Below are 15,492 nucleotides of genomic sequence, written 5' to 3'. Positions count from 1 at the left end.
GATGGTGATCACCGTCCGATAACGGTTAGGCACTATTCACCGCATGGCGCCGTACCGGTATGAGGCTCGAACTATTCTTCCCTTTATGACACGCCGTAAGGCGAAAGGAGCACCATGAAGCAGTACAAGCTGATGGGGGCGCTGGCATTCACCGGCGTTCTCGCACTCGCGATCAGCGGGTGCGCTGCCGGTAACGGCGGCAGTGGCAACAGTGGCGACAACGGCGAAGCTGCCGAGGTCGAGATGGCGAACTACAACCCCCAGCCGCGCGAGAACCTGAAGGAAGGTGGCGAGGTCAACTTCGCCATCCGCGAGGTCCCGGACCAGCTCAACGCGTTCAACAGTGACGGCAGCGCGGACACCGCCCGCATCGCCGCGTGGTACACGCCGCAGCTCATCCTGATGGAGCCGGACGGCACGCAGTACAAGAACGACAACTACCTGTCGGAGTGGAAGAACGAGGTCAAGGATGGCAAGACCGTCCTGACGTTCACGTTCACCGACGAGGCCCACTGGAACGACGGCACCGACATGGACTGGACCGCCATCGATGCCACCTGGAAGGCCAACCGCTCCTACGACGAGGGCTTCAACCCGAACGCGACCGACGGCTACAAGGAGATCGAATCCGTCGAGCAGGGCGACACCCCGAAGACGGCCATCGTCACCTTCAAGAGTGAGTTCGCCTGGCCGCAGATGCCGTTCAACGGCGGCGTGATCCACCCGGCGCTCGCCGACCCGGCCGTCTTCAACGAGGCGATGATCGACAACCCGCACCCGGAGTGGGGAGCTGGCCCGTACACCGTCGACGAGTTCGACGCGAACAAGGGTTACATCTCCTTCAAGCCGAACCCCGAGTGGTGGGGCGACGCTCCCCTGCTCGACAAGGTCACGATGACGGGCATGGACGGCCAGGCCGGTGTGAACGCCTTCAAGAACGGCGAGGTCGACATGGTCGAGACGGGCTCTCAGGAGCTCATCGACCAGGTCAAGGACGTCGATGGTGCGGTGGTCTACCGTGCGCAGCAGACCGCTAACACCATCCTGCAGGTCGACTCGACGAAGCCGCAGTTCGAGGACGTCAAGGTCCGCGAGGCGTTCTTCAAGGCGATCAACATCGATCAGCAGAAGCAGATCGCCTGGAACGGCCTGGGCTACGAAGAGGACCCGGCCGGCTCGCTGACCCTGTTCTCCTTCCAGCCGGGCTACACCGACTCGATGAAGGCCGCCGGCTGGGAGTTCGACGTCGAGGGCGCGAAGAAGCTTCTGGACGAGGCCGGTTGGACCGAAGGCTCCGACGGCATCCGCGAGAAGGACGGCGTCAAGCTGTCCGTCGTCTACCCGATCTGGAACGACACCGCTACCGCCAAGGCGCTCGCGCAGTCGCTGCAGGCCCAGGAGAAGGAGATCGGCATCGACGTCAAGGTCGATGTGCGTCCGGCCAGCCAGTTCTCCGACGACTACACCTCGAAGAACTGGGATGTCTCGGGACTTCGCTTCACCTCCTCTGACCCGTTCGGTGCCGCCTGGTTCTGCCAGCTCTACTGCTCGGACTCCGGTCTGAACCTGTCGGGTGTCGGTGACGAAGAGCTCGACGCTGAGATCAAGGAGAAGGTCGAGTCCCAGAGCGACCCCGAGGCGCAGACCAAGGCCGCTATGGAGCTCGAGCCCGAGATCTACAAGCGCTGGGGCCTCATGCCGCTGTACAACGGCCCGCAGATCTACACGGTTCAGGAGGGTCTGGCTAACCTGACCCCGGAGCCCTACGTGGGTCTCGACCTGTTCGGCATCACGCCGGTCGAGAACGTCGGCTGGGAGAAGTAACATCCTCTGACACATCTCGTGTCGAAGCGGGGTCGGTGGTCCATCCACCGGCCCCGCTTCCTTATGCTGGAGGCGTGACCGTCCAGACCGTCCTCGTGCACGGCATCCGCACGTCGGCCACCATGTGGCGGTCGCAGGTCGAGTACCTGGAGGCGCACGGGCACCCCGTCACCGCCGTCGACCTCCCCGGCCACGGCAGCCGGATGAACGAGGACTTCACCCTTCACGAGGCGCTGCACACGATCGACGCGGCCGTCCGCGCCGCCGCGGAGAAGGGCCCCGTCCTGCTGGTCGGCCACTCGATGGGCGGGCTGCTCTCCCTCGCGTACACCGGCGGGGCCGAGCCTCCCCCTGTCGACGGACTCGTCGCCGCCGCGTGCACGTCGCTCCCCCGCGGCCCCGGGCTGCGTGCCTATCGGCTGTTCGCCCGGGCCGTCGACTCCCTGCCGGACCGCGGCATGTGGCTGACGCAGCGGATGCTCGCCGCGACGATCCCCGAGGACAACCGCGGCGACTTCTCCGCCGGAGGATATGCGCTGGACATCCAGGACCAGACGCTCCGCAGCCTCGCCGCCCTGGACGTCGCCGCCGCGGTCCCCCGGATCCGGGTACCCCTGTGGTTCGTGAACGGCCAGTACGATCAGCTCCGGCTGAACGAGCCCCTGTTCCGGCGCCTGGCCCCGCAGGCGGAGCTCATCGTCGTGCCGCGGACCACGCACCTGCTCACCGCCATGCGTCCGCGGGTGTTCAACGCCGTCCTCGCCCTCGCGATCGCGACGATCGAGGAGCGCGCGGCGTCACGCTGAGGACACCCGCGGCCGCGCGGCAGCGGTGAGCGCTCCCCCGACGAGCGACAGGATGGCCGCCGCCAGGAAGACGAGCCAGAACCCGCCGGCCAGGGCGACGAGTCCTGCGCCGAGCACGGGCCCGATGAGCTGTCCGAGGGCGGCGGTCACGTTCACGATTCCGAGATCGCGCGCGTGATCCTGCTCATCCGGGAGCAGATCGGCGGCGAACGCGAGGCCCACCGTAGAGAAGGCGCCGTAGCCGACGCCCATGAGCGCGGCGGCCACCATCGTCATCTCGAAGGTCGGTGCGGCCACGATCACCACACCCGACGCCGCCTGCACGACCGTGGCCCCCACGGCGAGCCGGCGCCGCTCCCCGGTGCGGTCGGAGACGATTCCGGTGATCACGGAGGCGAGCACCACGAAGACCGTGTAGACGACGATCAGCAGGAGGAGGTTGTCCTGTGCGGTCGTGCTCTCCTGTCCGAGGCCGTGGAGGAGGAAGAAGAGGAACAGCGCCGTGCCGAGGGCGTTGCCGATGTTGGTGACGAGTCGTCCGGAGAGCATCCAGGCGAAGTCGCGGTCGCGGAGCGACGCCAGGCGGGGCCGCCCGATGCGCTGAGGACGCAGCGCCTCCGTGCTCGGCGGGTCCGGCAGCAGCAGCGCCGCCGCGACGCCGACCACCGCGATGATGCCGGCGAGGAGCAGATACCCGGCGACGATGTCGAGGCCCAGCAGCACGACGAGCCCGACCCCCAGCACGATCCCGACCGCCTGGCTCGACCCGACCGCGGCGGACGCGGCACCACGCTGCGTCGTCGGGAGCTGGTCGGCGATGAGCGCGGTGAACGCGGCGGAGGAGACGGCGACGCCGATCGAGACGCCGACCCAGCCGGCGCCGACTGCCCATGGGCCCTCGGCGAACCCGGTGAGGACGAGACAGACGGCCGTGAGCGCGACCCCTCCCAGAGCCCATGGCCGCCGCCGGTGCGCGCCGGCGCGGGCTCGATCCGAGAGCGCCCCGGCGAGCGGCCCGGCGACGACGCCGGCGAGACCACCCACTCCGAGCACGATCCCGGAGGAGACGACGCCGCGGATCCAGTCGTCCTCCGGAGTGTCGAGCTGCAGCGGGAGAAGGAGCTGGACCGGGGTGAGCTGGACGGTCCAGATGGCGAGCCAGGCGAGCGTGAACAGCGACATCCAGCGAAGACCGGCGCGGCGGGCGATGAGGCCCGGAGTACCGGTCATGCCCGTGCCGCCGCGGCGTCCCTGGCCTCACGAGCGCCGGCGACGAGGTCGCGGTACCACCCGTAGGAAGCCTTCGGCGTGCGCTCCCCCGACGAGAAGTCCACGTGCACGAGACCGAACCGCTGAGTGTAGCCGTCCGTCCATTCCCAGTTGTCGAGCAGGGACCAGACCGTGTACTCCTCGACCGGGACGCCGGCATCGAGGGCCTCGCCCACCGCGTCGATGTGCGCGGAGAGGTAGGCGATCCGGTCGGCATCCTCGACGGCACCGGCGAAGTCGGGTTCGGGGAAGGACGCTCCGTTCTCCCCGATGATGATCGGTGGCATGTCCGGGTGTCGTCGGTGCAGATCGATGAGGAGGTCGCGCAAGGCGGACGGCATGATCGGCCACTCCGGTCCGAACCCGGTGACGGGGACTCCGGGCGTGGGCACGATCTCGAACGGGATGTCGGCATCCGGAGCACCGGCGGTGACGGTCGTCGGGTTGTAGAAGTTCACCCCGTAGAAGTCGATCGATCCCGCGATGCGGGCGAGGTCGTCGCCGAGGATGGGCAGCGGCGGGAGTCCGAGTGCCTCCAGGTCCGGTGTCGTCCCGGACAGCAGAGGCTCGCTGAACAACCGGTTGTGCAGGAGGTCGTACACCGCGGCAGCGGTGCGATCCTTCTCGGTGTCCCGCAGCGGCAGGACCCAGGTGTGGTTGTTGACGAGACCGACGCTCGCCGCGCCTCGGGCATGCAGCGCCTCGGCGGCTCGGGAATGGGCGAGCAGCTGGTGGTGCACGGTCGGAAGCGCACCGAAGAGGAGCTGTCTCCCCGGCGCGAGTGCCCCGACCGCGTAGCCCTGCAGCGTCGTCATGGCGGGCTCGTTCAGCGTGTACCACGAGGACACCCGGTCACCGAGACGGGCGGCGACGAGGGCGGCGTACTCGCCGAAGCGCTCGGCGGTGTCGCGGGCGAGCCAGCCACCGTCGGCCTCGACCGCGCTCGGCAGCTCCCAGTGATAGAGGGTCGGGAACGGGGTGATACCGGCCGCCAGCAGACCATCGACGACGCGGGCGTAGTGGTCCAGCGCTGGGACGTTCCCGGGTCCGTGACCGTCCGGCTGCACGCGCGCCCACGGGATCGAGAACCGGTAGCGATCGAGCCCGAGTCCGGCTGCCAGGGCGACGTCATCCGCCACACGGCGATAGCTGTCGCACGCCGGTTCCGCGGTCGAGCCGTCCCGGATGCGTCCGGGCTTGGCGATCTCGTCGTCCCAGATCGACCGTCCCGCACCGTCGGCACGACGGGAACCCTCGATCTGGACGGACGAGGTGGCGGCGGACCAGCGCAGCCGCGCACGCGCGGTCGGGTCGGTGCTGAGGGGGGTCATCGGGCTCCTGACGTCGTCGTCGTTGTGGATGATTCTGCACCCGGTCCCGCCTTCCGCGCGACGGCGTCTCGCCTGGGCGATGTCGTTTCGCACGATCCCACCCGGTACTGGTAGACTCGACTCTTGGCTTGCGTGTGGGTTCTTCCCTCACGACCGCCGTGCAGCAGCCCTCTTCTGCTGCCGGCACTCCGAATAACTCCTGTACAGAAAGCGTCCACACGTGGCAAACATCAAGTCGCAGATCAAGCGCAACAAGACCAACGAGAAGGCTCACGAGCGCAACAAGGCCGTGAAGAGCGAGCTGAAGACTCTCGTCCGCCAGACCCGCGCGGCCGTCGCCGCCGGCGACAAGGCCGCCGCCGAGAAGAACCTGAAGAAGGCCTCGGTCAAGCTCGACAAGGCCGTCAGCAAGGGTGTCCTGCACAAGAACCAGGCGTCGAACCGCAAGTCGGCGATCGCCAAGCAGGTCTCCGCTCTCTGAGCTTCTGACTTCCGGAAAGCCCGTCTCCTCGCGAGGCGGGCTTTCTGCTTTCGCGCAGGGGCTTATCCCCCGAATGGCTCACGGGTGGCGATGACCGTCACCATCCGCTCGAGCGCGAAGATGGGGTCACGCGCCGCACCCTTGACCTCGGCGTCGGCGCGCGCGGTGGCCTGGATCGCCATCCCGAGGGATCGCTCGTTCCAGCCCGCCAGGTCGCGACGCGCGCGGTCGACCTGCCAGTCCTTCATCCCGAGGCGCTGGGCGAGCTGCCTGCTGGGTTCACGATTGCCGGCGACGCGCGCCATCGTGCGCAGCTTCATCGCGAACGCGGCGACCATCGGCACCGGGTCCGCACCGGAGGACAGGGCATGCCGAAGCGCCACGAGAGCCTCACCGTATCGGCCGGCGATGGCCGTGTCGGCGACGACGAACGCCGACACCTCGACCCGCCCGCCGTAGTACTTGGTGACGACCTCTTCGGTGATGTCACCGTCGACATCGCCGATGAGCTGCTGACATGCAGCGGCGAGCTCGGTGAGGTCGTCGGCGAATGCCGAGACGAGCGCGCGGAGTGCCGGCGGAGCGATGCGTTTCTTGGCCGCCTTGAACTCCCCCGCCGCGAAGTCGACCCGGTCGCCGTCGCGCTTGATGGCGGGGCAGGCGATCTCGATCCCACCGCCGGTCCCCGCACGCAGGGCGTCGAGGAGCTTCTTCCCACGGACACTGGCGCCCGTGTGCCGGAGCACGACCGTCGCACCCTCCTGCGGGTTCTCCAGGTACCCGATGGCCTCCTGAAGGAAGGCGTCGGAGCACTTCTCCACGCCGGACACGCGGACCAGTCGCGGCTCACCGAACAGGGACGGTGAGGTGAGGGAGAGCAGTGTGCCGGGAGCGTAGTCGTCGGCACGGACGTCACTGACCTCGAGTGCCGGGTCCTCGGCACGGAGGTAGTCGCGCACCCCGGCGATCGCGCGCTCGGCGCAGACCTCCTCCGGGCCCGAGACGAGCACCAGCGGCGCAGGGTGCGGCTCCCGCCACGACACCTGCGGGATCTTCGTGGCCTTCGCGCCGCCGCGGGAGGGAGGACGGGAGGCTGCCATGGGACCAGCCTACCGGCGGTGTAGGACACCCGACTCAGGGCGGCGCGACGTCGGTCCAGACGCGGAGGACATCGTCCTCGACGGCGAGCAGGGTGCGGCCGTCGCGATCGGTGCGGTAGACCTGCGTCCCGAGAGCCGACAGGAGATCCAGGGTCTCCCGACGCGGGTGCCCGTAGTCATTGTCGGCGCCGACCGCGATGAGCGCGACCCTCGGCTGCACAGCGTCGTAGAGGGCGGGTTCCTGGTCGGCGCTGCCGTGGTGGGCGACCTTCACCACGTCGTATCCCGTCAGCGGCGTGCTCCGGAGCAGCGCGCGCTGCGGGGCAGCGGAGAGATCACCCAGGAAGAGCGCACGGGGCACTCCTCCCCCGACGAACTCCGTCACGACGCTCGCGTCGTTCCCTGGCGGGAAGGCGGCACTGTGCGGCAACGGCCAGAGCACCCGCCATGCCGCTCCGCCCAGCGCGCCCCGGTCCCCGGCGTCGACCGGCCGGAGGGCTGCGCCCGCTCGGGCCAGGCCGTCGAGCGCACGCGCATCGGCGGCATCGGCAGGTGGTCCATGCAGCACCGTACCCACTTTGCCTTCGAGCGCCGTCGCGCCTCCGATGTGGTCCGCGTCGAAATGTGTGAGCACGAGGAGGTCGATGTGCTCGATGCTCAGCGAGCGCAGACAGGCGTCGAGCGCCGTCGGGTCCGGTCCCGTGTCGATGAGGGCCACGGCGTCCTGCGAACGCACCAGGACCGCATCGCCCTGGCCCACGTCGCACGCAGCGATCGCCCACCCGTGGGGCGTCACGAGCGAGGCGAGCGGACCGTCGATCAACGCACGGGAGGCGCCAACGGACGCGACGACGATGAGAACGCCGGCCGCCACGCGTCGAGCGGCGGGGAGCACAGCGCCGGGCGTCCAGGCCCGTCCCGCGCGAACCGACGCCGTCACGACGTCGGTTCGCGCGACTTCCCGGACGCGCGGCCCTCCGCGGCAACACACGACGGCGATCGCGACGCTCACCAGCGTGACCACCGCAGCGCTGCCGAGGCCGGCAGGGAGGAGCACCTGAGCACCCGGGAGTCCGGCGGTGACCCGCGCGACCGTCGCGATCCACGCCGACGGCAACCAGGCGGACGCGGCGAGCAGATCCGCGACGACGGGGACAGGGGCAGCGAGACAGGCGAGGAGCCCGATCACCGTCGCGAGCGGCGCGGCCGGCTCGGCGAGGAGGTTCGCGACGACCGAGACGAGCGACTGCTGCTCCGCGAACAGCGCGATCACGGGCGCGCACGCGAGCTGCGCCGCTAGAGGCACCGCGATCGCGAGGGCGAGCGGACGGGGCAGCCAGCGCGCGATCCCGTTCGCCAGCGCCGGGGCGAGGAGGATGAGGGCCCCGGAGGCCACCGCGGACAGCGCGAATCCCGGTGTCGATGCGAGCCAGGGGTCGGCCACGAGGAGGGCGGTCACGCACAGGGCCAGGATTCCGGCACCTGCGCTCGGCCGCCCGACGAGGATCGACAGCATGCCCGCCGCGGCCATCGTGGCGGCCCGGATGACGCTCGGCTCCGGCGTCACGAGCACCACGAAGGCGGCCAGCGCCACGACGGCGAGAACGACCCGCACCGCCCGCGCCCCTCCGCACAACGCGACGATCCCGAAGACCGCAGCGACGACGATCGCGCAGTTCGCCCCGGATACGGCGGTGAGGTGGCTGAGGCCGCTGGTACGCATGTCGGCGTCGTCCGCGGCGGGCACGGCGGTGGTGTCGCCCACGGCCAGCCCCGGAAGGAGCCCCGCACCGGGCTCCGGGAGTCGGGTGGCGCGCTCGACGAACGACCGTCGCAGGTCGGCAGCGATTCCGAAGACGCCCGGCGCCGCTCGCTCCACGGTTCCCGCGGTGACGAAGACGACGAGCCCCGCCCGCTCCCCCGGATCCGTCGCCATACTCTCGCCGGTCACGCGCACGACCGCACCGAGGACGAACCCCTCAGCCTCCTCGATCCCGATACGCACCGGTCCGCCCGCCGCCCCTACGGCACCCGGCGCACCGATGCCGCTCAGCTGCACGTCCATCCACAGGCGCCCGTCCCGCCCCACGGACGCCGATGACGACACCTGCCCCACCGCTTCGACGACCCTGCCGTGCCACTCCTGCACGTCGTCACGGTCCGCAGACTGTACGAGCACGGTGAATGCCACGGCGGCCCCCGCCGCGAGGACCACGATCATCAGGCCGCTCCACGTCGCGGTTGCCGGAGGGCGGAGCGCGAGCACGGCGCCGATGATCACCGCGGATGCCAGGCATCCACCCGCCAGCCACCCCGCCGTTCCCGGCACGAAAACGCAGATCAAGGCCACACCCCACGCGCCGACCGCCACCGGCAGGAGGCGCAGATCACGGGTCACGCCGATCCCCGCTCGGACCCCGCGGACGATCGCTGCGGCTCATGCATCCGATCACCCTAGAGTCGCGCCGGTGCCCACTCCCCCCACCGCGACCGCCGCTGCACGAGCGGAGGACAACACCTCTCGAGGTCAGGACGTGGAGGAGCACTTCTCCGAGGGCGGAGAGACAGTCGGCGTCGGGCGCGACCGTTCCATCAACCTGACTGCGGCAGACGGGCGTAGCGTGGGGCTCTCGACGACACCGCTATGCTTCGCGCATGACTGAATCTCTGGGGGATTCTCCGGACGAACTCGCTGTGGCCGAGCGCAGGCTCAGCCGTCGGGGATGGCTGATCACGCTCTTCGCAGTGGGGTGGCTCGCAATGACAATCGGCGCAGCATTTCTTGTCGCCGACCTCACCGGACGATGGATCCCCACCGTCTTCCTAGGACTCACGTTCGGCCTCGGTGTGTTCATCCCCGTGATTCGAGATCAAAAGCGGCGGAGACGGGAACTCTCCGATGCGGGCAGCGGTCCGCGGAAGTGGATGGCTGCGCCTGACCCCGCACCGTCCCTGATCCAGCAGCGCCTCGCTCTCGGACGCTTGCGTCTGACCGCTCTCTTCATGATGATCGGCTGGGGCGCAGTCCCGGCACTCCGGGGCGTAGGCGTCCATGACGTCGCCGACGTTGTCAACTGGATCGCCTTCCTCCTACCGCTGGCACTGGCGTCGTACGGCGTGAAGCTCTGGTTCGACTACCGCCGCAAGGTGCGTGCCTTCGAGGCTGCGCACGGACCGGACGCTGGCAAGCAGTCGTAGCACGACGCTCCTCTCTCGCCCCTGCGCACTCCGAGACCATGGCAGCGGCGCCCGAGGCGTGACGCTCGTCACACGCGTACCCCGTCGCGCAGCCCCTCCAAGACCTTCTCCCCGATCCCCGGTACCGCCAGGAGGTCGTCCACCGTGCGGAACCGACCATTCTCCTCGCGCCACGCGACGATGCGCTCCGCAAGCGCCGGCCCGATTCCCGGAAGCTCTTCCAGAGCTGCCTCATCCGCGGTGTTCAGGTCGACGGCGCCATCACCGGGAGGCCCGGCCGAGGGGTCGGCGACGGCACCCACGACCGGCACGAGGATCTGCTCCCCGTCCTCGACCCGTCGGGCGAGGTTGACCCCCGCGAGGTCGGCGGCATCCGTCGACCCTCCAGCGGCCGCGAGAGCATCGACGACCCGGGAGTCGGTTCGCAACACGTATAGACCCGGGCGCTCGACCGCCCCGAGCACATGCACGTAGATCTCCGCGGGCGCGGACTCGACCGACGCCGAGCTCTCCGCGAGCGGAACGGCCTCGACGGACGACGGTCGGCCCTGCAACAGCCCGAGGCCGACGGCCGTGGAAAGCGCGATGATCGCCAGCACGACCGCCGCGCCGAGCCCGAGGCGGAGCCTCCGACGGGGCGGAGGAGGTGGAGGCGGCGACGAGGTCATCCGGTCACCCTATGCGTCGCGCCCACCGCGTCCAGGGCCCGGACACAGCGACCGTGGAGAGACGCTCAGATGGGACCCGTCGTGGAGGACGGCCGTTCCCGGTCGCGACGTGATCCGGGCATCATCCCTTCGCGCCGGGGTAGGCGGAACCGCGGAGCACGCCGAGGACTCAGCCCTTGACGACGATGCTGACGATCTTCGGGGCCCGCACGACGACCTTGACGATCTCGCGATCACCGATCGACCGGATGACGCGCTCATCGGCTCGTGCCAGCGCCTCGAGCTCGGCCTCGCCGATGCGTGCCGGCACCTCGAGCTGCGCGCGCACCTTGCCGCCGATCTGCACGACCGCGGTGACGGTGTCCTCGACGAGGAGCGCCGGATCGGCGGAGCGCCACGACACGAGTCCGACGGACGGCTCGTGCCCGAGGATCTCCCACATCTCCTCCGCTGTGTGCGGGGCGATGAGGTCGAGCATGACGGCGATGGTCTCCGCCGCCTCACGGACGGCGGGGTCGGCAGCACCGGCAGCGCCGTCGATCGTCTTGCGGGTCACGTTGACCAGTTCCATCAGGCGGGCGACGAGCACGTTGAACTTCGTCTGCTCGACCAGCGCGGGCGCTTCGGCGAGCAGCTTGTGCGTCGCGCGGCGCAGCCCCGCGTCGCCGCCGTCGAAGACCACGTCGACCGGGCTGGCGACCTCGTGGGCGACACGCAGGGCGCGCGACAGGAACTTCTGCGCACCGGTCATCGAGACGTCGGCCCAGTCCTTGTCGTCCTCCACCGGACCGGCGAAGGCCAGCCCGACGCGCAGGGCGTCGGCGCCGTGGGCGTCGAGCTCCTCCTGGAACAGCACCAGGTTGCCCTTGCTCTTCGACATCTTCTGCCCGTCGAGCAGGACCATGCCCTGGTTGATCAGGTTGGAGAAGGGCTCGGTGAAGTCGATCAGCCCCATGTCGAAGAGGACCTTCGTGATGAAGCGGGCGTACAGCAGATGCAGGATCGCGTGCTCGACGCCGCCGATGTACGAGTCCACCGGTGCCCAACGTGCCGCCTGGGCCGGGTCGAACGCCTGCGTGTCGCTGTTCGGGGACAGGAACCGCAGGAAGTACCAGGAGCTGTCGACGAAGGTGTCCATCGTGTCGGGGTCGCGCAGCACCGGGTCACCGGTCTCGGGATCGGTCGTGCGCACCCAGCTCTCCGCGCCGCCCAGCGGCGAGGTGCCCTTCGGCTTGAGGTCGAGGCCCTCCACGCTCGGCAGCTTCACGGGCAGTCGGTCCTCTGGCACGGGGATGATCCGGCCGTCTTCGGCGTGCAGCATCGGGATCGGCGTCCCCCAGAAGCGCTGACGCGAGATCAGCCAGTCACGCAGGCGGTAGTTCTTCGCCGCCCGACCCGTCCCCGTGGCCTCCAGCTGCTCGATGGCGCGCGCGATCGCGTTGCGCTTCGACAGTCCGTTCAGCGGACCGGAGTTGATCATGCGCCCCTCGCCGGTGAGCGCGACACCGGTCTTCGCCGGGTTCTGCTCGTCGAGCGCGGCATCCGCATCGATCGGGACGCCGTCCTCGTCCACCTCGATGACCGGCATGGCACCGGTCACCGGAGCGGTGGTGTCGACGACGACCTTCACCGGCAGGTCGAACGCGCGTGCGAAGTCGAGGTCACGCTGGTCGTGCGCCGGGACCGCCATGACGGCGCCGTGCCCGTAGTCGGCCAGCACGTAGTCGGCGGCCCAGATCGGGAGCTTCTCGCCGTTGACCGGGTTGATGGCGTAGCGGCCCAGGAACACGCCCGTCTTGGGGCGGTCGGTGGACTGACGGTCGATGTCGGTGGTCTTCTGCACCTCGGCCAGGTACGCCTGGAAGCGCTCGCGCACCTCCGGCTCGGCGTCGGCGGCGAGCTCCGCGGCCAGGTCGCCATCCGGGGCCACGACGAAGAACGTCGCACCGTGCAGGGTGTCGGGGCGTGTCGAGAACACCGTCACCGGCTCCTCACGCCCCTCGATGCGGAAGTCGACGTCGGCGCCGACGGAGCGGCCGATCCAGTTGCGCTGCATCTGCAGCACCTTGTGCGGCCAGAATCCCTCGAGCTGGTTCAGGTCGTCGAGCAGGCGGTCCGCGTAGTCGGTGATGCGGAAGTACCACTGGGTGAGCTTCTTCTTGACGACCTCGTAGCCGCAGCGCTCGCAGCGCCCATCGACGACCTGCTCGTTCGCCAGCACGGTCTGGTCGTTGGGGCACCAGTTCACCGGGCTCTTCTTGCGGTAGGCCAGGCCGCGCTCATACATCTTCAGGAACAGCCACTGGTTCCAGCGGTAGTACTCCGGGTCGGAGGTGTGCAGCACCCGGCTCCAGTCGAACGAGACACCGTACTGCTGGAAGCCGACCTTCTGCTGCGCGATGTTCTGGTACGTCCATTCGCGCGGATCGGCACCCTGACGGATCGCGGCGTTCTCCGCCGGCAGACCGAAGGAGTCCCATCCGATCGGGTTCAGGACGTTGTGACCGCGGTGACGCCAGAAGCGGGCGACGATGTCGGAGTAGAGGTAGTTCTCCGCGTGCCCCATGTGCAGGTCACCGGAGGGGTACGGGAACATGGCCAGCACGTAGCGCCGCGGCCGGGTGTCCTCGTCGCCGCCCGTGAGGAACGTCTCGTGCTCCGCCCAGTACTTCTGCCACTTGGCCTGGATGGCGTGCGGCGAGGAGAACTCCTCGTCGACGGGAGCGGTGGACATGTTCTCGGACAACGAACGCACGACCAATCTGAAGGAAAAAAGGGATCAGTTCAGGATATCGGAACGCCAGGTCGCGGGCATTTCCGCGCCCAGCGCCGCGAGGGGGGCCCTGGCCTTGGTGGCGACCTCACGCACCTCGGCCGCCGGCACCGAACCCCAGGTGATCCCCCCGCCCGCGCCGACGAACGCCCCATCCGCCTCAACCACGATGCTGCGGATGACCATCGCGAGATCGAGAGCCCCGTCCACGCCGATGTAGCCGAAGCAGCCGGCGTAGATGTCGCGAGGAGCGCCCTCGAGATCGTGCAGCTGCGTCATGGCCGACAGCTTCGGGGCCCCGGTCATGCTCCCGGCGGGGAACGCCGCCTCCAGCAGCACTCCGACGGTGATCCCCTCCGCGGCCGTGCCGCTGACCGTGCTCACGAGTTGATGCACGGCCGGATAGCTCTCGACTTCCCAGAGGCCTTCGACGCGGATCGACCCCGGAACGCAGACCCGGGAGAGGTCGTTGCGCATGAGATCGACGATCATGACGTTCTCGGCCCGCTCCTTCGGGTCCGCGGCGAGCTCTGCGGCGAGCGCGGCATCGGTCACGGCGTCGGTGCCCCGAGGACGAGTCCCCTTGATGGGACGGGTGCGGATGACCCCACCGCTGGCGTGGAGGAACTGTTCGGGGCTGGCGCTGAGGAGCGCACGTCCTCCGATGCGCAGGAAACCGCCATGGTGCGCCGGTGTGGCGGCCCGGAGCCGCTCGTACACGGCGACGGGGTCGTGGGTGCCTGGCACGGTGAACCGCGTCGTGAGGCAGAGCTGGTAGGCGATGCCCGCATGGATGAGGTCACGGCAGCGGCCGATGAGCCCCTCGTACGCGTCGGGGGTGTGTCGGGCCTCCGCGACCGGACGGGCCTCCGCCGCACGGACGGGAGCCTCCGCACGGGGTGCGGTCAGAAGGGACTGCAGCCAGCGCTCCCCCTCGTCGTCGGTCTCGCCCTCGGGGGACAGCAGCCACAGTCGGCGCGCGCCGTGGTCGAACGCAAGAGCCCTGGTCACGCGCAGCCAGGTCCGAGCGTCCGGTTCCGCCTCCCCGGCTACCGGCGCCCCCGCGAGAGCAGCACCGCTCTCGTAGTCGCGCCAGCCCACCCACCCCCCGCGGAACGGCGGCATCCCGGCTTCCACGGGATCGGTGTCGAGGCGTACGTCCCCGGGTAGCGGTTCCGCGACGCCAGTGCCGAGGAAGCTCCATCCCTCGACGGCGTCAGCGCCCGCATCGAGCCAGAACACGTCCGCTTCCCGCTGCGCGAGCGCCGGGAACAGACGCTTCGGCGCCACCCAGGACGGCAGCGGTCGGGGGCTCAGGCGGTCGGGCACCTTTCCAGCCTAGGACCGGGCCGCTCCCGTATCCTCATGGGGTGGACGACCTCCTGCTCTGGCTCCTCGACACCGTGCAGTCGATCGATCCGGTCACGCGCACACTGGTCGCCGGTCTCGCCGTCATGCTGGAGACGAGCATCCTCATCGGCCTCATCGTCCCGGGCGACACCATCGTCATCATCGCCTCGATGGGCGTCGCCACTCCCCTGGAGGGCATCGCGATGGGGGTGGCCGTCGTCGTCGGCGCCCTGATCGGGGAGAGCATCGGGTTCTGGCTCGGCCGCTGGCTGGGCCCCTACATCCGTGCCTCCTGGCTGGGGCGACGGATCGGCGAGCACAACTGGGTCCGCGCGGAGAACTACCTCGCCCGGCGCGGCGGCATCGCCATCTTCCTCTCCCGCTTCCTCCCGGTCCTGCACTCCCTCGTCCCTCTCACGGTGGGCATGAGCGAGTACCCCTACCGGCGCTTCCTGGCCTGGACGACCCCGGCCTGCATCATCTGGGCCTCGGCGTACGTGAGCGTCACCTCCCTGGCGGCCGGGAGCTTCCGCGAGCTCGTCGACCGCGTGCACTTCGCGGGCTACCTGTTCGTCGGAGTCATCGCCCTGTTCCTCGTCCTCGCCTATCTGGGCAAGAGGCTGCTGCACCGTCTCGAAGCCCGTCATCTGGAGGCCCCGGCGGCGGAGTCCGACGCCGACGTGAAAGACTGA

General features: G+C 69.6%; 12 protein-coding genes. 5 read left to right on the top strand and 7 right to left on the bottom strand.

Going from position 1 to position 15,492, the window contains the following annotated elements; translation table 11 throughout:
- The first annotated feature begins 114 nt into the window (after window positions 1-114).
- Both AB0P08_RS06405 and AB0P08_RS06400 read left to right on the top strand, forming a co-directional pair.
- A complete protein-coding gene (locus AB0P08_RS06405; RefSeq protein ID WP_363588862.1) occupies window positions 115-1,824 on the top strand; it encodes an ABC transporter family substrate-binding protein in 1,710 nt (569 codons plus the stop codon).
- Window positions 1,825-1,898: 74 nt separating this feature from the next.
- The gene (locus AB0P08_RS06400) at window positions 1,899-2,630 is read left to right on the top strand and encodes an alpha/beta fold hydrolase (protein ID WP_363588860.1); all 732 of its coding nucleotides are present in this window, start codon (window positions 1,899-1,901) and stop codon (window positions 2,628-2,630) included.
- Here AB0P08_RS06400 and AB0P08_RS06395 read toward each other — a convergent pair.
- Window positions 2,622-3,860, bottom strand: coding sequence for an MFS transporter (locus AB0P08_RS06395; RefSeq protein WP_363588858.1), 1,239 nt, complete (start codon window positions 3,858-3,860; stop codon window positions 2,622-2,624). The two genes, AB0P08_RS06400 and AB0P08_RS06395, sit on opposite strands and share 9 nt — an antisense overlap.
- On the bottom strand, window positions 3,857-5,230 hold the full coding sequence (locus AB0P08_RS06390) for a glycoside hydrolase family 1 protein (protein ID WP_363588856.1): 1,374 nt from the start codon (window positions 5,228-5,230) through the stop codon (window positions 3,857-3,859). Before AB0P08_RS06390 ends, AB0P08_RS06395 begins: the two co-directional genes overlap by 4 nt.
- 220 nt (window positions 5,231-5,450) lie before the next feature.
- Between AB0P08_RS06390 and rpsT the strand changes: the two genes are divergently transcribed.
- Window positions 5,451-5,711, top strand: a complete 261-nt coding sequence (gene rpsT / locus AB0P08_RS06385) for a 30S ribosomal protein S20 (protein WP_187661676.1) — start codon at window positions 5,451-5,453, stop codon at window positions 5,709-5,711.
- Window positions 5,712-5,773: 62 nt separating this feature from the next.
- Here rpsT and holA read toward each other — a convergent pair whose 3' ends face one another.
- Window positions 5,774-6,811 (bottom strand): DNA polymerase III subunit delta, encoded by a 1,038-nt coding sequence (gene holA, locus AB0P08_RS06380; protein ID WP_071329524.1) that lies wholly within the window; start codon window positions 6,809-6,811, stop codon window positions 5,774-5,776.
- 34 nt (window positions 6,812-6,845) lie between these two features.
- Window positions 6,846-9,209, bottom strand: coding sequence for a ComEC/Rec2 family competence protein (locus AB0P08_RS06375; RefSeq protein WP_363588854.1), 2,364 nt, complete (start codon window positions 9,207-9,209; stop codon window positions 6,846-6,848).
- 257 nt (window positions 9,210-9,466) lie between these two features.
- On the opposite strand from AB0P08_RS06375, the gene AB0P08_RS06370 reads away from it, so the two are divergent.
- Window positions 9,467-10,009 carry a hypothetical protein gene (locus AB0P08_RS06370; RefSeq protein WP_363588852.1) on the top strand — a complete coding sequence of 181 codons (543 nt, stop codon included), beginning with the start codon at window positions 9,467-9,469 and terminating at the stop codon, window positions 10,007-10,009.
- A 68-nt stretch (window positions 10,010-10,077) separates the two neighbouring features.
- Here the strand turns inward: AB0P08_RS06370 and AB0P08_RS06365 are convergent, their stop codons facing one another.
- The 3 genes from AB0P08_RS06365 to AB0P08_RS06355 form a co-directional block, all read right to left on the bottom strand.
- A complete protein-coding gene (locus AB0P08_RS06365; RefSeq protein ID WP_187661680.1) occupies window positions 10,078-10,677 on the bottom strand; it encodes a ComEA family DNA-binding protein in 600 nt (199 codons plus the stop codon).
- A gap of 169 nt (window positions 10,678-10,846) precedes the next feature.
- Complete coding sequence (gene leuS, locus AB0P08_RS06360; RefSeq protein WP_363588851.1) at window positions 10,847-13,411, bottom strand: leucine--tRNA ligase; 2,565 nt, start codon at window positions 13,409-13,411, stop codon at window positions 10,847-10,849.
- A 45-nt stretch (window positions 13,412-13,456) separates the two neighbouring features.
- Entirely contained in the window at window positions 13,457-14,779 is a 1,323-nt protein-coding gene (locus tag AB0P08_RS06355) for an anthranilate synthase component I family protein (RefSeq protein ID WP_363588849.1), read from the bottom strand.
- 41 nt (window positions 14,780-14,820) lie between these two features.
- Between AB0P08_RS06355 and AB0P08_RS06350 the strand changes: the two genes are divergently transcribed.
- Window positions 14,821-15,492, top strand: a complete 672-nt coding sequence (locus AB0P08_RS06350; protein WP_025104953.1) for a DedA family protein — start codon at window positions 14,821-14,823, stop codon at window positions 15,490-15,492.

Origin of the sequence: Microbacterium meiriae, assembly GCF_040686935.1 — a bacterium.
Classification (GTDB): Bacteria; Actinomycetota; Actinomycetes; order Actinomycetales; family Microbacteriaceae; genus Microbacterium; species Microbacterium meiriae.
Note: the sequence above shows the minus strand (reverse complement) of the source record. Positions and strands in the feature narration are given on the sequence as shown.